General features: G+C 71.1%; 25 protein-coding genes. 8 read left to right on the forward strand and 17 right to left on the reverse strand.

The window, feature by feature from the left end:
• Positions 1-90: 90 nt before the first annotated feature.
• Positions 91-1,188, forward strand: a complete 1,098-nt coding sequence (locus BN4251_RS07810) for a GNAT family N-acetyltransferase (protein ID WP_087484554.1) — start codon at positions 91-93, stop codon at positions 1,186-1,188.
• Positions 1,189-1,441: 253 nt separating this feature from the next.
• Here BN4251_RS07810 and guaA read toward each other — a convergent pair whose 3' ends face one another.
• The 3 genes from guaA to BN4251_RS07825 form a co-directional block, all read right to left on the reverse strand.
• Positions 1,442-3,031: a glutamine-hydrolyzing GMP synthase gene (gene guaA / locus BN4251_RS07815; RefSeq protein WP_087484555.1), complete on the reverse strand. Its 1,590-nt coding sequence runs from the start codon at positions 3,029-3,031 to the stop codon at positions 1,442-1,444.
• Positions 3,032-3,128: 97 nt separating this feature from the next.
• Positions 3,129-3,530: a DUF3817 domain-containing protein gene (locus tag BN4251_RS07820; RefSeq protein ID WP_087484556.1), complete on the reverse strand. Its 402-nt coding sequence runs from the start codon at positions 3,528-3,530 to the stop codon at positions 3,129-3,131.
• Between the two features lie 3 nt (positions 3,531-3,533).
• The gene (locus tag BN4251_RS07825; RefSeq protein ID WP_087484557.1) at positions 3,534-4,391 is read right to left on the reverse strand and encodes an SURF1 family protein; all 858 of its coding nucleotides are present in this window, start codon (positions 4,389-4,391) and stop codon (positions 3,534-3,536) included.
• A gap of 166 nt (positions 4,392-4,557) precedes the next feature.
• Between BN4251_RS07825 and pta the strand changes: the two genes are divergently transcribed.
• From pta to BN4251_RS07840, 3 genes are all read left to right on the forward strand, one after another.
• A complete protein-coding gene (gene pta, locus BN4251_RS07830) occupies positions 4,558-6,654 on the forward strand; it encodes a phosphate acetyltransferase (RefSeq protein WP_170931881.1) in 2,097 nt (698 codons plus the stop codon).
• Between the two features lie 37 nt (positions 6,655-6,691).
• Positions 6,692-7,915 carry an acetate kinase gene (locus BN4251_RS07835; protein ID WP_087484558.1) on the forward strand — a complete coding sequence of 408 codons (1,224 nt, stop codon included), beginning with the start codon at positions 6,692-6,694 and terminating at the stop codon, positions 7,913-7,915.
• Between the two features lie 67 nt (positions 7,916-7,982).
• Complete coding sequence (locus BN4251_RS07840; RefSeq protein ID WP_140398409.1) at positions 7,983-8,531, forward strand: hypothetical protein; 549 nt, start codon at positions 7,983-7,985, stop codon at positions 8,529-8,531.
• Positions 8,532-8,565: 34 nt separating this feature from the next.
• Here BN4251_RS07840 and BN4251_RS07845 read toward each other — a convergent pair whose 3' ends face one another.
• The 4 genes from BN4251_RS07845 to BN4251_RS07860 all read right to left on the reverse strand — a co-directional run bounded on the left by BN4251_RS07845 (position 8,566) and on the right by BN4251_RS07860 (position 11,793).
• The gene (locus BN4251_RS07845) at positions 8,566-9,210 is read right to left on the reverse strand and encodes a hypothetical protein (protein WP_087484560.1); all 645 of its coding nucleotides are present in this window, start codon (positions 9,208-9,210) and stop codon (positions 8,566-8,568) included.
• Positions 9,211-9,284: 74 nt separating this feature from the next.
• On the reverse strand, positions 9,285-9,800 hold the full coding sequence (locus tag BN4251_RS07850; protein WP_087484561.1) for a hypothetical protein: 516 nt from the start codon (positions 9,798-9,800) through the stop codon (positions 9,285-9,287).
• Entirely contained in the window at positions 9,797-10,660 is an 864-nt protein-coding gene (locus BN4251_RS18260; protein WP_087484562.1) for a hypothetical protein, read from the reverse strand. Before BN4251_RS18260 ends, BN4251_RS07850 begins: the two co-directional genes overlap by 4 nt.
• Before the next feature lie 23 nt (positions 10,661-10,683).
• Positions 10,684-11,793, reverse strand: coding sequence for a GuaB3 family IMP dehydrogenase-related protein (locus tag BN4251_RS07860; RefSeq protein WP_087484563.1), 1,110 nt, complete (start codon positions 11,791-11,793; stop codon positions 10,684-10,686).
• Positions 11,794-11,874: 81 nt separating this feature from the next.
• Here BN4251_RS07860 and BN4251_RS07865 point away from each other — a divergent pair, with 81 nt between their 5' ends.
• Positions 11,875-12,492, forward strand: a complete 618-nt coding sequence (locus BN4251_RS07865) for a hypothetical protein (protein ID WP_170931882.1) — start codon at positions 11,875-11,877, stop codon at positions 12,490-12,492.
• Between the two features lie 28 nt (positions 12,493-12,520).
• Here the strand turns inward: BN4251_RS07865 and BN4251_RS07870 are convergent, their stop codons facing one another.
• Entirely contained in the window at positions 12,521-13,237 is a 717-nt protein-coding gene (locus BN4251_RS07870; RefSeq protein WP_087484564.1) for an exonuclease domain-containing protein, read from the reverse strand.
• A 123-nt stretch (positions 13,238-13,360) separates the two neighbouring features.
• Between BN4251_RS07870 and BN4251_RS07875 the strand changes: the two genes are divergently transcribed.
• Entirely contained in the window at positions 13,361-13,795 is a 435-nt protein-coding gene (locus tag BN4251_RS07875) for a VOC family protein (RefSeq protein WP_087484565.1), read from the forward strand.
• A gap of 67 nt (positions 13,796-13,862) precedes the next feature.
• On the opposite strand, the gene BN4251_RS07880 is transcribed toward BN4251_RS07875, so the two are convergent.
• Positions 13,863-14,288 (reverse strand): hypothetical protein, encoded by a 426-nt coding sequence (locus BN4251_RS07880; RefSeq protein ID WP_087484566.1) that lies wholly within the window; start codon positions 14,286-14,288, stop codon positions 13,863-13,865.
• Between the two features lie 107 nt (positions 14,289-14,395).
• Entirely contained in the window at positions 14,396-15,895 is a 1,500-nt protein-coding gene (gene guaB / locus BN4251_RS07885; RefSeq protein ID WP_087484567.1) for an IMP dehydrogenase, read from the reverse strand.
• Between the two features lie 298 nt (positions 15,896-16,193).
• Here guaB and BN4251_RS07890 point away from each other — a divergent pair, with 298 nt between their 5' ends.
• Positions 16,194-17,828 (forward strand): inorganic phosphate transporter, encoded by a 1,635-nt coding sequence (locus BN4251_RS07890; protein ID WP_170931883.1) that lies wholly within the window; start codon positions 16,194-16,196, stop codon positions 17,826-17,828.
• 68 nt (positions 17,829-17,896) lie between these two features.
• Here the strand turns inward: BN4251_RS07890 and BN4251_RS07895 are convergent, their stop codons facing one another.
• The 5 genes from BN4251_RS07895 to groES form a co-directional block, all read right to left on the reverse strand.
• Positions 17,897-18,670 (reverse strand): hypothetical protein, encoded by a 774-nt coding sequence (locus tag BN4251_RS07895; RefSeq protein ID WP_087484569.1) that lies wholly within the window; start codon positions 18,668-18,670, stop codon positions 17,897-17,899.
• The gene (locus BN4251_RS07900; RefSeq protein ID WP_245810251.1) at positions 18,667-19,743 is read right to left on the reverse strand and encodes a pseudouridine synthase; all 1,077 of its coding nucleotides are present in this window, start codon (positions 19,741-19,743) and stop codon (positions 18,667-18,669) included. Before BN4251_RS07900 ends, BN4251_RS07895 begins: the two co-directional genes overlap by 4 nt.
• Complete coding sequence (locus BN4251_RS07905; RefSeq protein ID WP_245810252.1) at positions 19,731-20,429, reverse strand: hypothetical protein; 699 nt, start codon at positions 20,427-20,429, stop codon at positions 19,731-19,733. The genes BN4251_RS07900 and BN4251_RS07905 overlap by 13 nt, the downstream gene beginning before the upstream one ends.
• Positions 20,430-20,646: 217 nt before the next feature.
• The gene (gene groL / locus BN4251_RS07910; protein WP_087484572.1) at positions 20,647-22,233 is read right to left on the reverse strand and encodes a chaperonin GroEL; all 1,587 of its coding nucleotides are present in this window, start codon (positions 22,231-22,233) and stop codon (positions 20,647-20,649) included.
• Between the two features lie 5 nt (positions 22,234-22,238).
• On the reverse strand, positions 22,239-22,535 hold the full coding sequence (gene groES, locus BN4251_RS07915) for a co-chaperone GroES (protein ID WP_087484573.1): 297 nt from the start codon (positions 22,533-22,535) through the stop codon (positions 22,239-22,241).
• 420 nt (positions 22,536-22,955) lie between these two features.
• On the opposite strand from groES, the gene BN4251_RS18265 reads away from it, so the two are divergent.
• Positions 22,956-23,129, forward strand: a complete 174-nt coding sequence (locus BN4251_RS18265) for a hypothetical protein (protein ID WP_170931884.1) — start codon at positions 22,956-22,958, stop codon at positions 23,127-23,129.
• Between the two features lie 82 nt (positions 23,130-23,211).
• Here the strand turns inward: BN4251_RS18265 and BN4251_RS07920 are convergent, their stop codons facing one another.
• Together BN4251_RS07920 and BN4251_RS07925 are read right to left on the reverse strand one after the other, a co-directional pair.
• Positions 23,212-24,066: a metallophosphoesterase family protein gene (locus BN4251_RS07920; protein ID WP_087484957.1), complete on the reverse strand. Its 855-nt coding sequence runs from the start codon at positions 24,064-24,066 to the stop codon at positions 23,212-23,214.
• Positions 24,067-24,118: 52 nt separating this feature from the next.
• Complete coding sequence (locus tag BN4251_RS07925) at positions 24,119-24,556, reverse strand: molybdenum cofactor biosynthesis protein MoaE (protein WP_087484956.1); 438 nt, start codon at positions 24,554-24,556, stop codon at positions 24,119-24,121.
• Positions 24,557-24,596 lie beyond the last annotated feature (40 nt).

Consider the following 24,596-nt stretch of genomic DNA (forward strand, 5'->3'; position numbering starts at 1 on the left):
GATGGGCCACCGTGCCCTCGGGCCCGTCGGCCCGCACCGGCCCTCCCAGGGCGATCCCAGGTGCAGGCAGTCGCGTGAAAAGATGGACCCATGCTGCTGATGGATCATGTACCGCCCGTGATGCCCGCCTCCCTCCGGGGACAGCTGACCACGCGGGTGCCGATCGAGGCTGACGTCGCCGCGGTCGCGGCGCTGGTCACCGAGCAGAACCGTCGCCACACGCCGGACTTCACGGTCGATGAGGACGGCCTGCGCTCACGGATGGTGGGCCTGAAGTCCTGGGCCCGCCGCCAGGTGGTGGTGGTGCCCCTGACGGAGGACGGCACCCCCACCCTCGATCGGACGCCGCTGGCCTGGATCGCGCTCGAGGACCGTGCCACCGGGCGGGTCGGCGTGGAGCTCGCGCTCAGCGACGACATCCCTGATCGCGACTCCCTCGCGGCCGCGCTGCTGGACTGGGCGGTCGAGGTGGGCGGCTCCTTCGCCCGCGCCCGCGGCGTCGAGCTGACCCAGCTGGACACCGATGCCAACGAGCTGGACACCGACAAGGCGGGGCATCTGAGGGCCGCGGGGTACGAGATGGTGCGCACCTGGCTGCACATGCGCCGACCGGTCACCGCCCAGGAGGCGACCTCTGTGCCCCAGCCCCGCGAGGGCACCCGGGTGCGGCCCGTGCACCGCCACGAATCGGGCCTGCCCGTCTCCCAGGACGTGCGCACCGTGCACCGGATGCTCGAGGAGTCCTTCGCGGATCACTTCAACTCCTACCGGGAGTCCTTCGCCGAGTTCGTGCAGCGCCTGATCGAGAACCCCGAAGAGGCCGGCTGGGACCAGTGGTGGATCGCCGAGATCCATCGCGACGGCCGCTGGCTGCCCGCGGGCGGTCTGGTCGCCGTGCCGATCCCCGCCACCGAGACCCTCGGCGAGGGCACCTACCTCGAGTACCTGGGCGTGCACCGCTCCGCCCGCGGTCACGGCATCGCCAAGTCGCTGCTGCACGCGGCGATCGCCGACGCCGCGGAGAGAGGCCGCACCCACATCGACCTCGAGGTGGACGACGACTCCCCCACCGGCGCCGACGGCCTCTACGCCGCGATGGGCTGGGAGACCTACGAGCGCACCCAGTCCTGGCACTCCTCCGCCCCCACGCACCGCGCTGAGGCAGAGCTCTATGCCGCGAAGGGGTGAACCCCCAGGCCGGAGTGACACCGTCCCTCCAGGCCAGAGTGGCAAAAGTGGGGAAATAGCGCGCCCATTCCCCCAGTTTCGTCACGCCCGCTCACGCCTCAGCGCTGCTTCCCTCACCTCACCCCGCCGCACCACACCTCGCCCCGCCGCCCTGGCGCCGGAGTGACGAAATGGGTGGAATGGCCGAGCCATTCCACCCATTTCGCCGCTCTCGCGGACCACGCCACCGCGGGGCGGCGGGGTCAGCGGGAAGTCACTCCCACTCGATGGTGCCCGGGGGCTTGGAGGTGATGTCGAGGGTCACGCGGTTGATCTCGCTGACCTCGTTGGTGATGCGGGTGGAGATCTTCGAGAGCACGTCGTAGGGCACCTTGGCCCAGTCGGCGGTCATCGCGTCATCGCTGGTGACGGGGCGCAGCACCACGGGGTGGCCGTAGGTGCGGCCGTCGCCCTGCACGCCCACGGAGCGGACGTCCGCCAGCAGCACCACGGGGCACTGCCAGATGGTGCGGTCCAGGCCTGCCGCGGTGAGCTCGGCGCGGGCGATCGCGTCGGCGGCGCGCAGGATGTCCAGGCGCTCCTTGGTGACCTCGCCGATGATGCGGATGCCCAGGCCCGGGCCCGGGAAGGGCTGGCGCCAGACGATCTCGTCGGGCAGGCCCAGCTCGGAGCCGACGGCGCGCACCTCGTCCTTGAACAGGGCGCGCAGCGGCTCGACCAGCTCGAAGGAGAGGTCCTCGGGCAGGCCGCCCACGTTGTGGTGGCTCTTGATGTTGGCCGCGCCCTCGCCGCCGCCGGACTCGACCACGTCCGGGTAGAGCGTGCCCTGGACGAGAAACGCGGTCGCCTCCGCATGATCGCCCTCGACCACTCCCTGCTCGCGCAGGATGTCGGCCTGGGCCTTCTCGAAGGTGCGGATGAACTCGTGCCCGATGATCTTGCGCTTGGTCTCGGGATCGGTGACCCCGGCGAGCGCGGCGAGGAACTGCTCCTCGGCGTCGACCATGACGAGCTTGGCCCCGCCCGTGGACTCGCCGAAGGCCTTCTGGATCTGGGCGGACTCGTCCTGGCGCATGAGGCCGTGGTTGACGTACACGCAGGTGAGGCGGTCACCGATGGCGCGCTGCACAAGAGCTGCGGCGACCGCGGAGTCGACACCGCCGGAGAGGCCGCAGATGGCGGACCCCTCACCGATCTGGGCGCGGATCCGCTCGACCTGCTCCTCGATCACATTGCCCGTGGTCCAGGTCGGCTCGATGCCGGCGCCGCGGTGGAGGAAGTTCTCGAGCACCTCCTGGCCGCGGTCGGAATGGCCCACCTCGGGGTGCCACTGCACGCCGTAGAGCTGCTTCTCGCGGTTCTCGAAGGCGGCGACGGGGCTCGCGGCCGAGGTGGCGATGACCTCGAAGTCGGTGGGAGCCTCGGTGACGGAGTCACCGTGGCTCATCCACACGTCCTGGTCCACGTCCTGCGCGGCGAGCAGCTGGGAGTCGCCGTCCACGCTGGACAGGCGGGTCGCGCCGTACTCGCGCACACCCGTCGGCGCGACGGTGCCGTCGAGCGCGGCGGCCATGGACTGGAAGCCGTAGCAGAGCCCGAGCACGGGCACTCCGGCCTCGAGCAGCGCGGGGTCCAGGCGCGGGGCGCCTTCGGCGTAGACCGAGCTGGGGCCGCCGGAGAGGATGATCGCGCGGGGCTGCTTGGCGAGGATCTGCTGGGCCGGCATCGAGTGCGGGACGACCTCGGAGTAGACCCGGGCCTCGCGGACTCGGCGGGCGATGAGCTGTGCGTACTGGGCGCCGAAGTCGACGACGAGGACGGGGCGCTGGTCGGTGTCGTTCACCCGATCGAGTCTACGTCGGCCCGCGTGCTCGAGGCGTCCGGGTCCGCCCTGCGACGGCGAAATCCTCGTCACTCCCGCGGCGCGCGCTGCGCCGCGCTCAGGCGCGGTCCTGGTCCTGGAGGGTGGGGCGGCGCTCGAGATCGCTCTCGACCTTCTGCGCGGTCCAGCGCTCGCCGAAGAAGGACAGCACCGGGATCACACCGAAGAACATCAGCAGCAGCATCCGGGGCAGGCCCCAGCGCATCTTCATCCACAGGTCGAAGGCGAGCACCACGTAGATCATGTAGATCAGCCCATGGATCGGGGACCAGACGGAGGAGACCTGGTCCCAGAACGGGGAGACCGAGGAGAACCAGGTCTCGCCGCCGAAGACGACGTAGCGCATCACCATGATCACCACGAGCACGAGCAGGGCGATGCCCTCCACGATGGACGCCACGCGGAAACGGGCGAAGGAGGTCCGGCAGGCGACTTCGTCGAGGGGGCGGGGAGCGGGCACGGGTCACACGTCCTTGTCAGGGGTAGGGCCGGCGGTCGCGGGGACCGTCGTGGGGGAAGTCGTAGAGGAAGAAGCATCGGTCTTGGAGTCTTCGAGCATCCGCTCGAGCGCTTCGCGACGATCGGCGATCTCATCGAGGTGCGCGGCGCGCACGGACCGCCACCACAGATAGAGGAAGAAGGCGCCGAACAGCACCCACTGGAGGGAGTAGCCGATGTTCTGCCAGTCCAGGCCGCGCGAGAACTCGGACTCCGCGGCGGGCAGCGGCTGCAGGCCTCCGCCCGGCTCCTCGAGCGAGACGAAGCCGGAGTACATCGGCGAACCCCATTCGTTGACCAGCAGCGGGGTGGCGACCTCGCTGGCCACTCCCCCGCTCACACCGCCGGAGGCGGCTTCGCTGGCCTCGAGGCGTCCGGTGATCTCCACCTCGCCCTGCGGGGGCGCGGGCGCCAGGGAGGGGTCGATCTGTCCGTCGGCGCCGGTCAGCTCCTCGGCCGGGAGCCAGCCGCGGGCGACGGGAAGGCGCACCTGGGTGGCATCCTCGGTCTCGACCATCATCGCGGTGACGATGAGCACCGCCTCGGTGCCGCCGATGTTGCGGCCCGGGACCACCACCTGCTCGCCGGGCACGTAGGTGCCGGCCGCGGTGACGGTGTCTCCCGCGATCGCGTTGGTGACGGCATCTCCCACGTCGAGCACATCTCGGATGTCGCCGAGCTCCATGGGGCCGGCGGCCTTGCTCGTGATCGCCCGGTGCGCGCGGTCCCACTGCCAGGTGGCCAGGAGCCCGCAGACCAGGGTCGCCACCAGCATCAGGGCGAGCAGGCCCAGGAAGCGGGGACGAAGAGCGACGCGGAGCATGGGGCCATGGTACGAGCCGTTCCCGGGAGGGTCCCTGGGCAGCGATGCCTCTCACATCCCGCCGCCCGGCTGGTCGCTCAGCGGCGACGGAAGCCGCCGCCCCTACCCCGACCCAGGACGTGGAACGGGTACCAGCAGTCCCTCTCCCTGCGCAGTCCCCGCGCCTATGCTGGGGAGCGTGTCCCAGAGTGTGTATATCGCCAGCCCGGAAGGGATGACCGGCAAGTCGATGGTGGCTTTCGGTCTTCTCGAAGCCCTCGCCTCCCGATCCGACCGCGTGGGGGTGTTCCGCCCCGTCGTCAAGGCCGACCGCTCCCGTGACTACGCCGTCGACCTCCTCACCCGCCATCCCGCCGTGGAGCAGTCCTACGAGGACGCGATCGGCGTGGACCATCAGCTGGTCCTGTCCGATCCCGATACCGCGCATGAGCGGATACTCGCCCGCCACCGCGAGCTCGCCGAGCGCTACGCGGTGCTGGTGGTCCTCGGCTCCGACTACGACGACCTCGCCAATCCCACGGAGCTCGCCTTCAACGCCGAGGTCGCCGCGAACATGGGGGCGCCGGTGGTGGTGGTGCTGTCCGGCCTGGACCGCAGCCCCGATCAGATCGCCGCGCTCGCGGCGGTGTCGGTCAACGAGTTCGGCGGCCACCACGCCCTGCCGATCGCGGTGGTCGTCAACCGGGCCGATCCGGACTCCCTCGAGGCGATCCGCGAGTCCGTGGCGGCGAAGGTGCCCAGCGCCCTGGTCTCCGCGATCCCGGAGAACCCCGTGATCATGGCCTCCACCGTGGGCGAGCTGAAGGACGCCGTCGGCGGCACTCTGCTGCAGGGCAACCCCGAGTGGCTCGACCGGGTCGCCCTCGGGACCGTGATCGCGGCGATGAGTCTGCCCAACGTGCTCTCCCGCCTCACCGAGAACTGCACGGTGATCGCTCCCGGCGACCGCTACGACCTGCTCCCGGGATTGGTGATGGCACAGCAGTCGGGCACCTTCCCGGCGCTGTCCTCGATCGTGCTGACCGGCGGGTACGACGTCCCTGAGGAGGTGAGCCGGTTGATCTCGGGCGTGCAGCAGGACCTGCCGATCATCGCCTCGGAGCTGTCCACCTTCGACACCGCGGTGCGGGTGGCGAAATCACGCGGCCGCCTCGACGTCGACAGCCCCCAGAAGATGGATGCCGCACGGCGTGCGGTCGCCGAGCATCTGCCCACGCCCGAGCTGCTGAGCGCCCTCGAGGTGAGTCGCAGCGAGGTCGTCACTCCGATGATGTTCGAGTTCGAGCTGCTCGCCCGTGCGCGCGGTGAGAAGAAGACCATCGTGCTGCCCGAGGGCGACGAGCCGCGGATCATCGCCGCCGCCGAGGCGATCCTCGCCCGCGGCGTGGCGGACCTGATCCTGCTGGGTGACGAGAACACCATCCGCGCGAGGTCCGCGCAGCTGGGCCATGACATCTCCGAGGCGCGCGTGGTCTCGCCGCACGATGAGGAGTACGTCGAGCGCTACGCCGCGGAGTACGCGCGGCTGCGGGCGAAGAAGGGCGTCACCCTCGAGCAGGCGCGCGAGAAGGTCCAGGACGTCTCCTACTTCGGCACGATGATGGTGCAGATGGGTGAGGCCGACGGGATGGTCTCCGGTGCGGCCCACTCCACGGCGCACACCATCCGTCCCTCCTTCGAGATCATCAAGACCAAGCCGGGCGCCAAGATCGTCTCCTCGGTGTTCCTGATGGCGCTCGAGGATCGCGTGCTGGTCTACGGCGACTGCGCGGTGAACCCGGATCCGACGGCGGAGCAGCTCGCGGACATCGCGGTGCAGTCCGCGGCGACCGCCGAGCAGTTCGGCGTGGATCCGCGCATCGCGATGCTCTCCTACTCCACCGGCACCTCCGGCTCCGGCGCCGACGTCGACAAGGTGCGCGAGGCCACCGCGCTGGTGCGCGAGGGCGAGCCGCAGCTCGACGTCGAGGGCCCGATCCAGTACGACGCGGCGGTCGACGCCTCGGTCGCCAAGACCAAGCTGCCGGACTCCTCCGTGGCGGGGCGGGCGACGGTGTTCGTCTTCCCCGATCTCAACACCGGCAACAACACGTACAAGGCGGTGCAGCGCTCCGCCGGGGCGATCGCGATCGGTCCGGTCCTGCAGGGCCTGAACAGGCCGGTCAACGATCTCTCCCGCGGTGCGCTGGTGGACGACATCATCAACACCGTCGTCATCACCGCGATCCAGGCGCAGGCCAGCACCCCGGCCACCACCAGCTGACCCCTCACCCCCTACTGCGTTCAGGAGTCCCGCCCTCATGGCAGCATCCACGGACCCGCGTGTCCTCGTCATCAACTCCGGCTCGTCGTCCCTGAAGTTCCAGCTGCTGGCTCCGGCCGACGGGACCGTCGAGGCGACCGGCATCGTCGAACGCGTGGGGCAGGGGCAGGGCAACGCCGCGATCGAGGCGGGAGAGCGCGAGTCCTCCTTCGAGGGTCCGGTGCCGGACCACAAGGAGGCGATGAAGATCGTCGAGCGGCTCTTCGGCGAGGTGGGCCTGTCGCTGAGCGATGATCGGATCCGCGCCGTCGGCCACCGCGTGGTCCAGGGCGGTGCGCGGTACTCGAACCCGGTGCTGATCGACGAGCAGGTGCGCTGGGACATCCACGACCTGGGCAAGCTCGCCCCGCTGCACAACTACGCGGCGGTCGACGGGATCGACGGCGCCCAGGCGCTGCTGCCGGACGTCCCGCACGTGGCGGTCTTCGACACCGCCTTCTTCACCGCGCTGCCGGAGGCGGCGGCGAACTATGCGCTGAACCGCGAGATCGCGAAGCAGTACCGGGTGCGCCGCTACGGCGCGCACGGCACCAGCCACCAGTTCGTCTCCCAAGCAGTGTCCTCGCACCTCGCCTCGCAGGGCCGGGACGTCTCCGATCTGCGACAGGTGGTGATGCATCTGGGCAACGGCGCCTCCGCCTCGGCGGTGCGCGGCGGCGAGGCGGTGGAGACCTCGATGGGCCTGACCCCGCTCGAGGGCCTGGTGATGGGCACCCGCACCGGCGACATCGACCCCACGATCTACATCCACCTGCACCGGCAGGCCGGCTTCGGGCCGGAGGAGATCGACGACATCCTCAACAAGCGCTCGGGGATGATGGGCATGTGCGGGATGAACGACTTCCGTGACATCACCGCAGCGGTCGAAGCGGGCGACGAGGCCGCGACCCTCGCGATGGACGTGTACGTGCACCGCCTGCGCAAGTACCTCGGCTCCTACTCCTTCGTGCTGGGCAGCCTGGATGTCATCGCCTTCACCGCAGGGATCGGCGAGAACGTGCCGATGGTGCGCGAGAAGCTGCTGACGGGTCTCGAGCGCTTCGGCATCGAGCTCGATCTCGAGGCGAACGCCGCACGCAGCAAGGAGATGCGGGTGATCTCGACCCCGGAGTCCGAGGTCACCGTCATGATCGTCCCGACCGACGAGGAGCTGTCGATCGCACGGCAGGCCTCCGAGGTGGCACGCCAGCTGGCCGGCTGACCGCTCGCGGGGCCTCCTCGGGCCGTATCCTTGAGCAGCTCGTCCCGCACTGTCCGAGGGGTTCTCGTTGGTCCATCATCAGCCGTATGCCCACGCCTATGCAGCTCCTCGTCGGCGAGGGAAGAAGCGACTGATCTTCGGGATCCTCGGTCTGGTGGCCAACGCGATCGGCCTGGTGGTGATGCCGATCGTCGCAGGGTTCATCGGCGCGGTGTTCACCGCCGCCGGAGGTATCGGGGTCGCGCACCTCGTGCCCGAGGGCGACTCCTTCGAGGCCTCCGGCTGGAGCCTCTACACCATCGCCGTCCCCGAAGCGGATCTCGCCACCGCGACCTGCGAGATCACCGGGCAGGACCTCTCCGTCGAGCCCGCGGACCCCGAGGTCACGATCGCGACCATCGGCACCGAGGAGTATCACGACCTCTACGACGTCTTCCCCTCCGGTGATCAGGAGGTCACCGTCGTGTGCGAGGGGGTGCAGGAGGTCGTGGTCGCTGAGCTCGGGATGACCGGGACGCTGATCGGCGCCGGTGTCGGAGTGGTGCTGCCGGTGGGGCTCGGCCTGCTGGCGCTGGTGATGACCATCTGGGGTGCAGTGGCCCTGATGCGCTCCTGAGCGGAGCGCTCCCGAGGCCTGCAGCACGCACGACTCATCGCGACGAGTCGTCATCCCCTTCCTCGTCCTGCGTCTCCTCGCCGCCTGAGTCCGGGCTGAGGATCGAGGTCCCGCTCTCGTATACGGACGTCGAGGTGTACCCCGTGGAGTACACCGAGGTCGGGGTGTACACCGAGGAGGAGTACGCCGCTCCGGGGGACGCATAGCCAGCCGCGGAGCTCGTCGCCGTGGCAGCGGGCTCGGCCACGGACTCCTCCGGGGCCGGCTCCGCAGCGACAGGCTCCTCAGCGACGGAATCCTCGGTGGCTGACTCCCCGTCGGCGCGGTGCTCGGTCACCGGCTCCTCGGCGACGGACTCCTCGGTGACTGGCTCCCAGTCGGCGAGGTGCTCGACGATCGGTTCCCCGGGCTGTCTGTCCTCACGGTCGTCGACCGCCTCGTACCGCAGCTCCACCTCATCGCGCTGGTCATGCTCGCGCCGGGCCTCGGCGCGCGCGAGCGCCTCCGTGAGGCTGTGCGCGGGCGCGGTCTGCGTGCGGGATCGTCCCGGCGGCTCCCCCGCGCCGATGCGCCTGCGCGGGGTCGGAGGCCGCCAGCCGGTGTCGTCCTTCTGCTCCCGGTTGATCAGGTAGCGCACCACCCAGATCGCGACCAGCACGAGAAAGAACAAGAACTCCATGATGACCCCTCTCCCCCAGCCCCCCTGCTGAGACGACATTGTGCCAGGAGCCGGGACCCGCCGAGCGGCAGTTCTCAGCGCATTCCCTCCGCAGCCCGAGCATGGGCGGCCTCGGAGCAGGCGCGGGTCCATGACCGGTGGTCGTGGATCAGCTCGTCGCGCCAGGGGATGCCGAGCGCCTGGGCCATCTGGAAGCGGTGCCCCGCACCGAGCTCCTGGAGCGGCACGGCGGGGATCGCGATCCTGTCGTCCGTCTCCGTCGTCGGCTCCGCGGATTCCTCGTCGCCGCCGTCGGCGGGCGCTGCGGCCTGGGCGGCGGACCGCCCGCCGCCCGCCAGAAGGTGCAGCGTGCCGGGCACCGAGAACAGCCACCACAGCGCCAGCGTCATGGAGAGGAACCCGGTCGAGGGGCGCAGCAGCCATGCCACCAGGTACTCCATCATGCGCCACTCGAGCACCCAGTGCGCGAACGGCAGGTAGACCACCAGGGAGATGACCACGGCCAGGAGCAGCCACAGCAGGGACCAGCGTCCCACCCGTCGAGCGCCGCGGCCCCGGTCCGGGCGCCGGTTCTGAGAGGTCGTCGTCATCGCTGCGCCCTCCCGTCCTCAGGGGTCTCGTCGACGTCGGAGCCCTCGGGGTCGGCGGGTGCGGCCTCTTCGCGCTCGGTGCCGTACAGGACGGTCGGGGTGTACACCGAGCTGCTGTAGCTCGGGGACCAGGCGGGAGCGGCGGGCTCCTCCGTGTCGGAGTCGACCGCTTCCCCGGCTGCCATCGGCGCAGGAGCGGGCCCAGCACCAGCACCAGCACCAGCACCAGCACCAGCACCAGCACCAGCACCAGCACCAGCACCAGACTCGGGCCCCAGCGACGGTTCCGGCCCCGCGTTCTCCGCCGGTGCCGTCCCGTTCTCGAGCGCTCGCAGGATCTCGAGCAGTCCTCGGGCCCCGCCCTCGGTCGCGTACTCGGGACGCCACCGGATGCCGGCGGTGCGGGCCATCTCCCCCAGCTCGGCGACGCTGCGCCGCTCGGCGGGCACACCGCCGCCGGCAGTGGCGGCGGAGGTGCCGCGACGGGCGCCGCGGGCCGGGGTCCGCTGCTCGCGCGCAGACGGCTTCTTCGTCGCCTGGTCCGTCCCGAACCGCTCTCGCCGGAGGTGGACCGCTCGGCGCCAGGGCGCCAGCACCAGCACCGTGCCGAACAGCAGGATCAGCAGCAGCGGGAACTGGAAGCTGAGCAGCCGCTGCAAGGTGAACGGGCCGCGACCGCCGAGCAGCAACAGCAGCCAGCGCTGCAGGTGATCGGCGGGACGGGCGTGCTCCGGGTAGAACGGGCCGAGGAGCAGCAACAGGCACAGCCCGGCCACCAGCGCCCCGCCCAGGGCGATCAGCGCGGGCGGGAGAGCACGTACCTGGCTGGTGCTCTCCCCCGGCCTGGTCTCGACGGTCATCGTGCCCCCAGTCGGCCGGTGGATCAGGCGGTGGTCACGACCTCGACCCGCTGGAATTCCTTGAGGTCGAGGTAGCCGGTGGTCGCCATCGCGTGGCGCAGGGCGCCCACCAGGTTGGTGGTGCCGTCGGCCGCCATTGAGGGGCCGAACAGGATCTGCTCGAGCGGTGCGACCGTGCCCACCGGCACGCGGTGGCCACGGGTGAGGGTGGGGTGGTGCGCCTCGCTGCCCCAGTGGTGGCCGCGCCCCGGCGCCTCCTCGGCGCGGGCGAGCGCCGCACCGACCATCAGGCCGTCGGCGCCGCAGGCGATCGCCTTGACCAGATCACCCGAGCGGCCCAGGCCGCCGTCGGCGATGACGTGCACGTACCGGCCGCCGGACTCGTCCATGTAGTCGCGGCGCGCCGCGGCGACGTCCGCCACCGCGCTCGCGAGCGGCACGGAGATCCCGAGGGTCTCCTGGGTGGTCTGCGAGGCGCCGCCGCCGAAGCCGACGAGTACACCGGCCGCGCCGGTGCGCATGAGGTGCAGGGCCGCGGTGTAGGTCGCGCAGCCGCCCACGATCACCGGGACGTCGAGCTCGTAGATGAAGCGCTTGAGGTTCAGCGGCTCGCGGTCGGAGGAGACGTGCTCGGCGGAGACGGTGGTGCCGCGGATGAAGAACAGGTCCACGCCCGCATCTACCACTGTCTTCCAGTGCTCCTGGGTGCGCTGCGGGGAGAGGGCGCCGGCGGCGGTCACGCCCGCATCGCGCAGCTGCTGGAGGCGGTCGCGGATCAGCTCGGGCTTGACCGGCTCGGAGTAGAGCTCGCGCATGACGGAGACGACGTCGGCGTCCGTGACGGAGGCGAGGCGGTCGAACTGCGTCGCGGGGTCCTCGTACCGGGTCCACAGGCCCTCGAGGTCGAGCACGCCGAGCCCGCCGAGGCGGCCCAGCTCGATCGCGGTCTCCGGGGACATCAGGGAGTCCATCGGGGCCGCGAAGATCGGGATGTCGAAGTGGTAGGCGTCCACCTGCCAGGCGGTGGAGACGTCCTCCGGGTCGCGGGTGCGCCGGGAGGGGACCACCGCCACGTCGTCGAAGCTGTAGCTGCGGCGCCCGCGCTTGTTCCGGCCGATCTCGATCTCGCTCATCACGTCCGCGAGTCTACCGTCGGCCGGGAGCGCCCCGGGTCTTCGCCCGTGTGCGGGCGGGTCGCGGACTACCGTGGGGCGATGATCTCCGAGCACCGTCCCGACGTGGGCCCCGAGCGCAGCGGATCGTCCGTGCCGGGCGAGACCGGCCCCGCGCCACGGCTGGATGCCCGGGGGATGCCGGTGGAGCGCGCTGCGCGGGACGGAGACGCCCCCGCGCGGGAGCGCGGCCCCTCGCTGCTGCTGCCGGCGCTGGTCTCGGCCGCCGGGGTGCTGCTGGCCGGGTTCGAGGTTTTCTCGCTGGTGACGATGGATCTGCCCGAGGGAGAGCCGCTGCCGCTGCACCGCGCGGTGCTCTCCTGCGCGCTGGCGCTCGGCGGCTTCTCCGTCACCCGGCTGCTGCAGCTGCTGGTCTTCGCCTCGACGCGCCGGCGGCGCCGTCAGGCCGGGCAGGAGCTGGCTGAGGTGGCCTGGCAGCTCACCGATGCTCACACCGTGCACGGGGTGTGGGCGCTCGGGGTGAGCGGCTCGATCGCACTGATGGGCCTGCTGGGGCTGTGGTCGCTGCTGGACGGGATCCCCTCCGGTCTCGAACCGGGCTGGCCGCTGCTGCTGGTTGGCGGGGTCCTGGCACTGCTGGGCCGGCTCGCGTGGCTGCGCACCTCCGCGTGCTGGGAGGGTGCGCCGGAGGCGTTCTGAGCCGGTTCCTGAGAGCTCCGGGCCCTCCTCAGAGGGGCCAGGCGGTGTTCACGTCGGGGGTCTTGCCCTTCTTGGTCAGCCACTCGTTCATGCCCTCGGCCCAGCGGAGGTGCCAGCCCATCTGCTCGCGGTGCAGATCCGCGAGGGTCGAGCCCGCGACCTGCGGGTACTTCGCGGCGATCGCGCGCACCACATCGAGGGTCGCGGAGACGTCGACGTCGGCGGTGTGGAGGCGGCCGTCCTGCTCGAGGCCGTAGTGGGCGAGCACGTCGGTGAGCGTGCGCTTGCCCTTGCGGTATCGGTCCACCCCGCGGTCGATCACCAGGCCGTCGATCACGGGGGCGATGTCGTGGCCCAGGCGCTCGGTGAGGGTGGGCAGCCCCAGACGGCTCAGCTCGTTCTGCAGGATCGCGAGGTCGAAGCCGATGTTGAAGGCCACCAGCGGGACGTCCTTCGCGAGCGCCTCGACGATCAGGGCGGCGACCTCGTCGAGCGCCGCGGCGGCGTTCATGCCGTGGGCTCGCGCATGCTCGGTGCTGATCCCGTGGACGCGCTGGGCGGGTTCGGGGATGTCCATCTCCGGGTCGATCAGCCAGGTCGCGACCGTCTCGTTCGCCCGGCCCGGGCCCACCGAGTGCACAAGCGCGACGGTGACGATCCGATCCGACGCGACATCCGTGCCGGTGGTCTCGGTGTCGAAACCCAGCAGGGGCGCGTCGATCCAGGGGGCGGTGCTCGAGCTCATGGCCCCAGCTTAGGCGCGCACGCCCACACTCCGAGGCGCCCGTACCCTCCGATGTGGACACACCGACTCCGGGGAGGAATGATCGCGGCACCCACCACCGCCGCACCGCACCGAGGAGGGCCCATGCCCGCACCGTCCCTGTACCTGCACCTGCCCGGCACCGCCGCCGAGGCGCTCGAGTTCTACCGCACCGTCTTCGGCGGCACGGTCCAGCAGCACAGCTTCGCCGAATTCGAGCGCACCGACGGGCCCGCCGACGCGATCGCCCACGGGGAGCTCCGCGGCGCCGTGGACCTGTACGTCTCGGACACGGGCGCGCAGGACGAGCCGTTCTCCGCGAGCGGGCTGATGGTCGCGCTGCTCGGGGTCGCGGAGCCGACCACCCTGCGCACCTGGTTCGCGGGCCTCGCCGAGGGCGGCGAGGTGGTCTCGGAGCTGCAGCGACGCCCGTGGGGCGCCTCCGACGGGCAGGTCCGCGACCGCTACGGGGTGCGGTGGCTGATCGGCTACGAGCACGGCACGGACCCCTCGGCCGACGCGACCAGCGCGCAGGAGTGAGGGCGCCCGCGAGCTGAGGGGCGCCCCGCGACCTCGATGGCCGCGGGGCGCCCTGGCGCATGCCGGGTCAGATCAGCGCGGTGCCCGCGAGGAGCGCTCCGATCAGAGCCCCCAGGGCGAGGACGGGCGCGGTGACGGCGAGGACGATCGCGATGATCGCCTGCACCTTCCCCTGCCCGGCGCCGAGTCCGATCACGGCCAGCACGATCGAGACGATCCCGGACACAGTCCACAGCAGCAGGGAGCCGAAGGCGCCGAGCACGGCCCACTGGTACCAGGCAGGGGTGTCGGCGAGGAGCCGTCCGTGCTCGGCCTCCATCGGGGAGATCGTCAGGCCCACCCCGGTCATCGCGACGAGGGAGCCGATCAGGGCGAGCAGGGCCAGTCCGAGCGCCCAGGGCACGGCGCGATGGCGACGGGGCCGCTCCTCCGGGCTGTACGGCGCGGTCCTCGAGGAGGTGGGGGACGGGGCGGGGATGCTCGTGGAGGTCATGTCCTCGAGACTAGGAGCCCGCCTGGGCCCTTCCCCACCGTGTCATCCTCCGACCCGGGCGGGGGACATCCCCGCCCCCGCATGCCGGGTCGACCCAGAGCTCCCGCTCAGTGCGAGCTGTAGTTGGGGGCCTCCATGATCGCGGCCATGTCGTGCGGGTGGGACTCCTTGAGCCCTGCCGCGGTGATGCGCACGAACCGGCCCTTCTCCTTGAGCTCGGTGACGGTGTTCGCGCCCACGTAGAACATCGACTGGTGCAGACCGCCGGTGAGCTGGTGCACGACCGAGCCGAGCTGCCCCTTGTAGGAGACACGGCCCTCGATGCCCTCGGGCACGATCTTGTCGTCGCTGGGCACGTCCGCCTGGAAGTAGCGGTCCTTGGAGAAGGACTTCTTGCCGCGCGAGGACATCGCGCCGAGGGAGCCCATGCCGCGGTAGGCCTTGTACTGCTTGCCGCCCACCAGCACCACCTCGCCCGGGGACTCCTCGGTGCCGGCCAGCAGGGACCCGACCATGACCGTGTCCGCACCGGCGACCAACGCCTTGGCGATGTCGCCCGAGTACTGCAGGCCGCCGTCGCCGATCAGGGGGACGCCGGCGGAGCCGCAGGCCTTGGAGGCCTCGTGGATCGCGGTGACCTGGGGGACGCCGACGCCGGCGACCACGCGGGTGGTGCAGATGGAGCCCGGGCCCACGCCGACCTTCACCGCATCGGCGCCCGCGTCCACCAGCGCCTGCGCACCCTCACGGGTGGCGACGTTGCCGCCGATCACCTGGACGTCGGCGAAGTACGAGTCCTGCTTGATGGTGCGGATCATCTCGAGGGCGAGGCGGGCGTGACCGTTGGCGGTATCGACCACGAGCACGTCCACACCGGCGTCGCGCAGCGCGCCCGCCCGCTCCAGGGAATCCCCGAAGAAGCCCACCCCTGCCCCGACCAGGAGGCGGCCCTGGCCGTCCTTGGAGGCGTCGGGGAACTGCTCGGACTTCACGAAGTCCTTGACGGTGATGAGTCCCGTGAGGCGCCCCTCGGCGTCGACCAACGGGAGGCGCTCGCGCTTGTTCTTGCGCAGCATGGCGGTGGCCTGCTCGGGGGTGACGTCCTCGGGTGCGGTGAACAGCTCAGTGGTCATCACGTCGGCGACCTTGGTGCTCGCCCACTCGGCGACCGGGATGAAGCGGAGGTCACGGTTGGTGCAGATGCCCAGCAGGCGCAGCTCCGCATCGACCACCGGCAGCCCCGAGACCCGGAACTGGCCGCACAGCGCGTCGAAGTCCTCGAGCGTCGCCTCGGGGCCGATGGTGACGGGGTTGGTGATGCGACCGGTCTGGGTGCGCTTGACCAGATCCACCTGGTGGGCCTGGTCCTCGATCGAGAGGTTGCGGTGGAGGATGCCGATGCCGCCGTGGCGCGCCATCGCGATCGCCATGCGGGACTCCGTGACGGTGTCCATCGCCGCGCTCGCCAACGGGATCTTCAGCGAGATCTCCCGCGTGAGGCGACTGGTGGTGTCCGCCTCGGAGGGGATCACGTCCGTCTCGCCGGGAAGCAGGAGGACGTCGTCGTAGGTCAGTCCGATGAAACCGAAGGGATCCGCGCTCGTCATGCATCGATGGTAGCCGCGCAGGCGTCCCGTGCGCTGTCTCGCCCGCCACAGCGGCGACATCACCGCCCGTGCGGTGACCTGCGAGGACCGCGAGGACCGCACGGATCACGGCGCAGCGCTCGCAGCAACGCGCCGTACGTCACGTCCACCGAGAAGGGGAGAGGTCAGGACACCTCGGATTCATCTCGCGTTCGCTCTGCGGTCATCGACGATCTACAGTGGCGGCGGTCCTTGTCGGGACGCGGGATTGCCGATGCACCTCGCTGCCCCTGCCCTCCTCATCCCCGGGAATTCGACGATGCCAGGCCCCACCGCTCAGAGCCCCTCCGCCGCACCTGCCTCCCCAGGATTCCTCGGCCCCGACCGCAACTGGCACCTCGGTGCCGGGCTGATAACGCTGGCGACGGTCGTCGCCTTCGCGATCTGGACGTTCACCCACACCGGAACGGATGTCAACGCCTTCCTGCTGATCATCGCGATCGCCTTCGGCCTGTTCATGGCGTTCAACATCGGCGGCAACGACGTCGCCAACTCCTTCGGGACCAGCGTGGGGGCGGGCACGCTGACGATGAAGCAGGCACTCGTGGTCGCCGCGGTGTTCGAGGTCTCCGGCGCGGTCCTCGCCGGTGGGTCGGTGACCGAGACCGTGCGCAGCGGGATCGTCGACCTCGGCGGCACGAGCATCGACCCCATGGCCTTCGTCTACATCATGATGGCGGCGCTCGCGGGGGCGGCCTTCTGGCTGCTGCTCGCCACCCGGATGGGCTGGCCCGTCTCCACCACGCACGCGATCATCGGCGGCATCGTCGGCGCCGCCGTCACCACCGGATTCGTGACCGGCACGGGCGGTTTCGAGATGGTGCAGTGGAGCGAGATCGGGAAGATCGCGGTCTCGTGGATCCTCTCGCCGCTCTTGGGCGGGATCTCTGCCTACCTCCTCTTCGGCGCCATCAAACGACACATCCTCGCGCCGGCGGCCCGCGCGATCGCCCTGGGATCTCGCGGCTATGACGACGCCGAGGACGACGACGATGACGACAGCGACGGGGACGAGCGGGGCCACGTGTCCAGCAGCGAGCGGCTGGGCGAGCTGCAGCAGAGCGCCTTCGCGGAGTCGGCGGCGTTGGACCTCTCCCCCGGCAGCGCTGGCGCGCAGTTCGTCGAGAGCACCCGGTCGCTGGACAAGAAGGAGCGCAAGGCGGCGCGGAAGGTGGAGCGCCGGGCGGCCTACCACGCGCTCGAGAAGCGTGTGCCTCCGCTGGCCGCCGGCGCCGCGGTGCTGCTCGCGGCGATGCTGGTGTTCAAGGGCCTGGACAACGTGGGCCTGAACATCTCCGTCGGCGGCGGCCTGCTGATGCTGACCATGCTCGCCCTGGGCGTGTGGATGGCCACCACCGTGTTCGCGCGTGCGCTGAAGAAGCAGACGATCTCCCGCGCCACCTTCATCATGTTCAGCTGGATGCAGGTGTTCACCGCCTGCGCCTTCGCCTTCAGCCACGGCGCCAACGACATCGCCAACGCCGTGGGCCCCTTCGCAGCCGTGCTCGACGTGCTGCGCACCGGCACGATGTCCCAGGAGGCCGCGGTTCCCACCGCGGTGCTGATCGCCTTCGGCGTCTCCCTGATCTCCGGCCTGTGGTTCGTGGGCCGCAAAGTGATCCACACCGTCGGCACCGGCCTGACCGCGATGCACCCCTCCTCCGGCTTCGCCGCAGAGCTCGCGGCGGCGACGGTCGTGCTGCTCGCCTCGGTGCTGGGCCTGCCGGTCTCCTCCACACACATCCTCATCGGTGCGGTGCTCGGCGTGGGCGTCGTCAACCACGCCGCGAACTGGAAGCTGATGCGGCCGATCTTCCTGGCCTGGATCATCACCCTTCCCGCCGCAGCGGGGATCGGCGCCGTGATCGTGTTGCTGCTGCGCGCGCTCTTCTGAGACGAGCGCTCACTGCTCCGCCCAGGGCGTCCCGGCATCGTGCCGGGGCGCCCTGGGCGTTGTGGGGCTCAGCGCTCCGGGTCGTCCTCGCGCGCAGGTTCCCTGCCGCCGAGCACCCGGCGCACCCGGTCGAACTCGGCCTGGAAGGCCTCCTCGTGGTCCTCGTACTGCGCGCGCCAGGGCATGCCCAGGCGGGCGGCGAGTTCCCGCTGCCGCTCGATCCTGCGCCTGCGACGGTTCTCCTGCCTCAGCACCTCCCGTGGCGGGGCGGGCCGCAGCCCCGTGGCCGCCTGGAGCGCACGGAGACCGTCGAAGGACGCGCCGTCCCAGCCCACCTCGGGAACGATCCACTGGCGCGGCGGCGCCTCAGGATCCTGCGTGCTCACGCCGATCAGCGCCATGCCGCCGCGCTCCGCCTCCCCCACCGCATGCTCGACCTGGGCCAGGGGCGCGCGCTCAACGATCCTCGGGCCCTTGCGCAGGGCGATGGTGCCCTCGCCCTCGTCCAGCAGCACGGTGCGCTGGGTCAGCAGCAGCGGGACCAGCGCCCACAGCGCGAACAGCGCCCACAGCAGCAGCGCGCCCAGCAGCAGCTGCGTCCAGGCCGGGGCGAGGAGCTGCTCGAGCAGCCCGTCCTGGCCCGCCTCCAGCCGCGATGCCCGCCACTGCTGGAGCCCGGCTCCCGCGAAGGGGCACAGCAGCGCCGAGACCAGCGGCAGGCCGATCAGCGCACCGGGTCGGTAGCGCGCGCCCACGGTGGGTCCGATGATCACCTGCCCGGAGCGGGTGCGCCGCGGCGCCGGCGGGGCGTCGCCGTGACCTGGGGTGCGAGGGTCGTTCACGGCCCCAGGGTACGAGATGCGCCTCCGCGCACCCCGAGCCGCCCGGTGCTGCGGAACTCGCGCTGCTCGCCCGTGATCGGGTCGCGGAAGGCCAGGGTGCGGGCGAGCAGCTGCAGCGGCAGCCCCTGCGGCCACAGCCGTGCTGGCGGCAACGGACGGTGGGCGGGCCAGTAGAGGTCCTCCCCCAGGATCGGTGCGCCTCGTGAGGCGAGCTGGAGGCGCAGCTGGTGGGTGCGCCCGGTGCGGGGCCGCAGACCGAACCGGTGCACGCCCTCGCCTTCGACCTCGAGCAGCTCGACCTCGCTCTCGGCGTTCGGCGGCTCCTCGAGCACCTGGGCGGTGAGCTCTCCGTGCCGCTTGACGAGGTGATCGCGCAGGGTCTGCACGGTGCCGGGAGTGCTCGGCAGGGAGCTGCCGAGCTCGGGGAGGGTGCGGGCCTCGTACTCCTTGTCCACCTCTCCGCGGGCGAAGAGCTGCTGGTAGGCGGAGCGCTCCTCGGGCCGGATGCCGAAGGCGAGCACCCCGGCGGTGCGACGGTCCAGCCGGTGCAGGGGCACGAGCGCCTCGAGGCCGGTGGCGCGCCGGAGCCGGATCAGGGCGCTGCCGAGCACGTGCACGCCGCGGGGGATGGTGGCGATGTCGTGGGGCTTGTCGAGCACCAGCAGGTGCTCGTCGCGGTGCAGGATCCGCAGCTCCACCTCGGCGACCTCCTCCTGCGGCAGCTCGCGGTGGAACCACATCTCGTCGCGCGGGCCGACGGGATCCCCGGCGCTCCAGGCGCGGCCCCGCGCATCCACGATCTCCCCGGCGGCGAAGCGCTGGGCGAGCGGTGCGGCGGCGGGATCGGCGAGGGCCGGGAAGCGCTGCTGGAGCGCGTCGAGCGCGGGCGTGCTGCGGGGCGCGTCGGGCGGGAGCTGCCAGCGCACGGGGTCCAGACCGTCACGCTGCGGGAGCGGGGGCGGGAGCCGGTTCGCCCGCCGACGGGCCGCGCGCCCGGAGGAGGTCTCCTGGGTGCGGGGGCTCCCGGCGGGGCGCCCCTCGTGCCGCCCGCGGCGCCCCGTCACAGCCCCCATACGGCGAAGGTGAGCACGTTGTGGCCGACGTAGAAGGCCAGCAGGAGCAGCAGCAGGAGGTTCGGGTGGCGGTCCACGAAGCTCATCGCCTCGGGCGCCTGCCGCATCAGCTCGGCCGGGGTGATCGCGTCGATGTGCACGATGCTCACGCCCGCCTCGCGGGCCCGCTGGAGGGTCATCTCCTGGGCGCGGTGGCCGAAGAAGCGGCTCGAGACGGCCAGGATGCGCCGTCCCTGCCGGTCCATCACGTAGACCCCGTCGTAGGCCGTCTCGGGCGCATCGAGCACCTCGGGGGCGGTGCCGCGATCGATGTCGCGGGCGGCGATCACCTGTCCCACCTCGTCCCAGCTCACCGTCCGGGTGCGGCGGAAGAGGCTGCGCAGCTCGAAGCCCCGCTCGTGGATCTGCAGCCAGGAGGTGATCACGCGCAGCACCGTGACGGTCACGCTCACCGCGACCACCACCCACAGCAGCAGCGGGAGGGTGAAGAGGAAGTCCTCCTTCAGCGCCGGGTCGGTCCACAGACGCTGGCCCACGAAGCTGATGATGACGAGGAACTCGAGCACCACCACGAAGACGAAGCCGACCACGAGGGAGCCGATCACCACGGAGGCCGGCGGCCCGTAGGTGCGGGTGGGGAGGTCCCCCTCATGGGCCGAGCGTGCGGCATCCGGTGTACTGATCACCACTGCTCCTCCCCCCGTCGTTCCCGGTGTGACTCGCACCATCTTAGGCCGCGCACGGGTCGCGACGGACCGGCTCGCCGGAGGCTGGTCAGCATCGCCGAGCAGGCACGATGACCCGCAGGACGTGCGGAACGGGCGGGCGCACCGGGTCTCCCCGGTCCGCCCGCCCGTTCAGGTGCGGGAGGGTCGATCGATCATCCGATGATCGACCGCTCGGTCACTCGTCGTCGCTGTCCTGCTTCTCGATGACGAGCGTCTCGGTGGTCAGCACCATGCCCGCGATCGAGGCCGCGTTCCGCAGAGCGGAGCGGGTGACCTTGACCGGGTCGATGATGCCGGCGGAGACGAGGTCGATGTACTCGCCGGTCGCGGCGTTCAGGCCGGTGCCGAGCTCGGCCTCCTTGACCTTCTCGACCACGACGTAGCCCTCGAGGCCCGCGTTCTCGGCGATCCAGCGCAGCGGCTCGACGACGGCCGCGGCCACGGCGCGCACGCCCACGGCCTCGTCACCCTCGAGTCCGAGGCCGTCTTCGAGGACGGAGGACGCCTGGACGATGGCGCTGCCGCCGCCGGAGACGATGCCCTCCTCGATGGCAGCGCGAGTCGCGGAGACCGCGTCCTCGATGCGCATCTTCTTCTCCTTGAGCTCCACCTCGGTGTGAGCCCCGACCTTGATCACGGAGACACCGCCGGCCAGCTTCGCGAGGCGCTCCTGGAGCTTCTCGCGATCCCAGTCGGAGTCGGTGTTCTCGATCTCGCCGCGGATCTGCGCGACGCGATCGGCCACGGCCTGGTCGTCACCGGCGCCGCCCACGATGGTGGTGGAGTCCTTGGTGATGACGACGCGGCCGGCGTTGCCGAGCACCTCGGTGCCGACGGTCTTGAGGTCCAGGCCGAGGTCGGAGGTGACCACCTGGGCGCCCGTGAGCACCGCGATGTCCTGCAGCATCGCCTTGCGACGATCGCCGAACGCGGGGGCCTTGACCGCCGCGCCCTTGAAGGTGCCGCGGATCTTGTTGACGACCAGCGTGGACAGGGCCTCGCCGTCGACGTCCTCGGCGATGATGAACAGCGGCTTGCCGCCCTCGACGACCTTCTCAAGCAGCGGCAGGATGTCCGCCACGGCAGAGATCTTGCCCTGGTGCAGCAGCACGAGGGCGTCCTCGAGCACGACCTCCTGGCGGTCCGCGTCGGTGACGAAGTGCGGGGAGATGTAGCCCTTGTCGAACTGCATGCCCTCGGTGAAGTCCAGCTCCATCGCGGTGGTGGAGGACTCCTCCACCGTGATGACGCCGTCCTTGCCGACCTTGTCGAAGGCCTCGGCGAGCAGGTCGCCGATCTCGCGGTCCTGGCTCGAGACGGAGGCGACAGAGGCGATCTGGGCCTTGCCGTCGACCGGCGTGGCGATCTCGCCGAGCTTGTCGGAGAGCGCCTCGACGGCCTTCTCGATGCCGCGCTTCAGGGCCGCCGGAGCAGCGCCAGAGGTGACGTTGCGCAGGCCCTCGTGGACGATGGCCTGGGCGAGCACGGTGGCGGTGGTGGTGCCGTCACCTGCGACGTCGTTGGTCTTGGTCGCGACCTCCTTGGTGAGCTGCGCGCCGAGGTTCTCATAGGGATCCTCGAGCTCGATCTCACGGGCGATGGTCACGCCGTCGTTGGTGATGGTGGGGGCGCCCCACTTCTTGTCGAGGACGACGTTGCGGCCCTTGGGGCCGAGCGTCACCTTGACGGTGTTCGCGAGCTTGTCGACGCCGCGCTCGAGAGCGCGTCGCGCGTCCTCGTTGTACAGGATCTCTTTGGACATAGGTGTCAGGCCTCGATGATCGCGAGGATGTCACGGGCGCCGAGCACGAGGAACTCGTCGTTCCCGTACTTCAGTTCGGTGCCGCCGTACTTCGAGAAGACGACCTTGTCGCCGACCTTGACGTCCATGGGGACGCGCTCGCCCTTGTCGTCGAAGCGACCGGCGCCGACGGCGATGACCTCGCCCTCCTGCGGCTTCTCCTTCGCGGTGTCCGGGATGACCAGGCCGGAGGCGGTGGTCTGCTCGGCCTCGAGCGGCTTGACGACGACGCGATCCTCGAGGGGCTTGATGGAGACCGACATGCGGCTCACTCCTTCATGAAGAGATGTGACTCTGCGTGAGTTCTGGGTGGCGGGATCCGTGCCCGATCGTCGTCGCGGTGCCGACCGGAGGTGGATCCCTCTGCGGCAGCCTCTGGCACTCTCGGCCGTCGACTGCCAACGGGGCAACTGTAGGACGCGCGCTGGCACTCATGCAAGGCGAGTGCCAGATCGCGGATGTTCGCCCACGACGAACCGGCGTCGCGCCGCCCCTCCGCTCTTCCGCGTCTCACCATTGCGCACCAGGTCACATGCTTTTTGTGAATCTGGCAACTTGTGCAGCGAAAGTCTTCCGCGCCTCACGCGCGCGAGCGAGGATGTGGGGGTATCGATGGCGTCGGAGCACCTGCGATCCAGGGCCCGACCGATCACGTCGCTCCATACAGAAGAGGACCCACCATCATGACCTTCCTCCGCTCCCTCAGCGCCGCCATGGGCCGTCTCGCCGACCGCATGCAGGGCCAGGACGTCGAGCGTCCCGGCGCCGCCGCCGCGCACCGTCGGGGCGAGGACCACGCCGCCCTGATGAAGGCGCGCTACTCCCAGGGCATCGGCCCGATGGGCATGGGTCGCTGACCCCAGCGCCTCTCCGAGCCCCTGCACGCCGCGGCCTGCAGGGGCTTCTCGCATCCCGGGGCGCGTACGCCGGGCTCGGCGCTCAGCGCCCGGCGGCCTCGAGGATCCGCCCCACCTGCTCGGCGCTGAAGCGGTAGACGGGCCGGGAGGCATCGCCCGCGGTGTCCCCAGTGTTCGGGAACACCGCGCTGATCACGCGCGGGGCGCCCTGGCCCAGCTCGATGACGCTCGCGCCGGAGAGCGGGAGCGCCTGCTCGTGCTCTCCCCCGGTGAGCGGGTCGACGACGTTCGTGATGCCCGGGGCGACGTGGACGGGGATCCCGGCGATCTGCCCGTCCATCTCGTGGTGGTAGTGGCCCGAGAGCACGATCTGCACGTCCGTGCCCTCGAGCACGGCGGCGAGCTCGTCGAGCCCGTCGAGGTCCAGGCCCCGCAGCAGCGCGGTCGCGCCCACCAGCGGCGGGTGGTGGATCGCGAGCACCGTGCCGCCCTCGGCGGGCGCGGCGAGCACCTCGCGCAGCCAGTCGAGCTGGGCGGGCTCGAGATGCCCGTAGCCGGCGCCGGGCACGCTCGAGTCGAGCACCACCGCTCGGCCGCCGCCGGGCAGCCCTACCACGCGGTCCTGGCTCTCGGCCGCCCGCTGACCGGGCGAGATCTCCGTGCCGTACACCGCGGAGACGTCGTGGTTGCCCATCACCACCGCGAGCTGCGCGCCGAGGGAGGCGGCGAAGGGATCGAGCATCTCGTGCAGCAGGCGGTAGCTCTCTGCCGTGCCGTCCTCAGAGGCGTCCCCGGTGTGGAGCACCAGATCGATATCGCGGAGGTCGGCGAGACGGTCCAGTACGCCGCGCAGGGCGGCGGTGGTGTCGATCCGGTCGTAGTGGCGTGCCGAGGGGTCGCCGTAGAGGTGGGTGTCGGTCAGGTGCAGGATGCGCATGGGAGCACGGTAGCGATCCCCGGTGTCCAGCAGGTGACGCGGAGCCGAGCACTCAGCCCAGCGCACCCACCCATTCGCTCTGGCCGTCCTCGAAGAGCTGGTGCTTCCAGATCGGCACCCGCTGCTTGACGGTGTCCACCAGCTCGTCGCAGGCGACGAAGGCCTGCTTGCGGTGCGGGGCCGCGACCGCGCACACCAGGGCGCTGTCGCCGATCTCGAGCCGTCCCACGCGATGGGCCACGGCGATCAGCGTGTCCGGATAGCGCTCGGCGATCTCACCGGCCACCTCGGCGAGGACCTGCGGGGCCGACGGATGCCCGGAGTACTCCAGGCGCTCCACGCCGCGCCCGCCGTCGTGGTCGCGCACCACCCCGTCGAAGGTGACCACCGCGCCGCAGCGGGGGTCGGAGACGGCCTCGACCATGCGGGCCACGGTGATCTCCTGCTCGCAGAGGGCGGCGAGGCGGGCGCGCTGTGCGGCCCCGCCCATCGCGGGATCGCCCGCGATGCGCAGCTCCTGGGCGGAGGCC

Origin of the sequence: Brachybacterium massiliense, assembly GCF_900184245.1 — a bacterium.
GTDB lineage: Bacteria > Actinomycetota > Actinomycetes > Actinomycetales > Dermabacteraceae > Brachybacterium > Brachybacterium massiliense.

Coding starts and splice junctions, on each gene's coding strand:
- BN4251_RS07835 (WP_087484558.1), top strand. CDS start 6,692: ATGGCAGCATCCACGGACCCGCGTGTCCTCGTCATCAACTCCGGCTCG.
- BN4251_RS07845 (WP_087484560.1), bottom strand. CDS start 9,210: ATGGAGTTCTTGTTCTTTCTCGTGCTGGTCGCGATCTGGGTGGTGCGC.
- BN4251_RS07925 (WP_087484956.1), bottom strand. CDS start 24,556: ATGGGCGGGGCCGCACAGCGCGCCCGCCTCGCCGCCCTCTGCGAGCAG.
- BN4251_RS07920 (WP_087484957.1), bottom strand. CDS start 24,066: ATGCGCATCCTGCACCTGACCGACACCCACCTCTACGGCGACCCCTCG.
- BN4251_RS07890 (WP_170931883.1), top strand. CDS start 16,194: ATGCCAGGCCCCACCGCTCAGAGCCCCTCCGCCGCACCTGCCTCCCCA.
- BN4251_RS07870 (WP_087484564.1), bottom strand. CDS start 13,237: ATGAGCTCGAGCACCGCCCCCTGGATCGACGCGCCCCTGCTGGGTTTC.
- BN4251_RS07810 (WP_087484554.1), top strand. CDS start 91: ATGCTGCTGATGGATCATGTACCGCCCGTGATGCCCGCCTCCCTCCGG.
- BN4251_RS07900 (WP_245810251.1), bottom strand. CDS start 19,743: ATGGGGGCTGTGACGGGGCGCCGCGGGCGGCACGAGGGGCGCCCCGCC.
- groES (WP_087484573.1), bottom strand. CDS start 22,535: ATGTCGGTCTCCATCAAGCCCCTCGAGGATCGCGTCGTCGTCAAGCCG.
- BN4251_RS07880 (WP_087484566.1), bottom strand. CDS start 14,288: ATGACCTCCACGAGCATCCCCGCCCCGTCCCCCACCTCCTCGAGGACC.
- BN4251_RS18260 (WP_087484562.1), bottom strand. CDS start 10,660: ATGACCGTCGAGACCAGGCCGGGGGAGAGCACCAGCCAGGTACGTGCT.
- groL (WP_087484572.1), bottom strand. CDS start 22,233: ATGTCCAAAGAGATCCTGTACAACGAGGACGCGCGACGCGCTCTCGAG.
- BN4251_RS07865 (WP_170931882.1), top strand. CDS start 11,875: ATGATCTCCGAGCACCGTCCCGACGTGGGCCCCGAGCGCAGCGGATCG.
- BN4251_RS07850 (WP_087484561.1), bottom strand. CDS start 9,800: ATGACGACGACCTCTCAGAACCGGCGCCCGGACCGGGGCCGCGGCGCT.
- pta (WP_170931881.1), top strand. CDS start 4,558: ATGCTGGGGAGCGTGTCCCAGAGTGTGTATATCGCCAGCCCGGAAGGG.
- BN4251_RS07860 (WP_087484563.1), bottom strand. CDS start 11,793: ATGAGCGAGATCGAGATCGGCCGGAACAAGCGCGGGCGCCGCAGCTAC.
- guaB (WP_087484567.1), bottom strand. CDS start 15,895: ATGACGAGCGCGGATCCCTTCGGTTTCATCGGACTGACCTACGACGAC.
- BN4251_RS07875 (WP_087484565.1), top strand. CDS start 13,361: ATGCCCGCACCGTCCCTGTACCTGCACCTGCCCGGCACCGCCGCCGAG.
- BN4251_RS18265 (WP_170931884.1), top strand. CDS start 22,956: ATGACCTTCCTCCGCTCCCTCAGCGCCGCCATGGGCCGTCTCGCCGAC.
- BN4251_RS07825 (WP_087484557.1), bottom strand. CDS start 4,391: ATGCTCCGCGTCGCTCTTCGTCCCCGCTTCCTGGGCCTGCTCGCCCTG.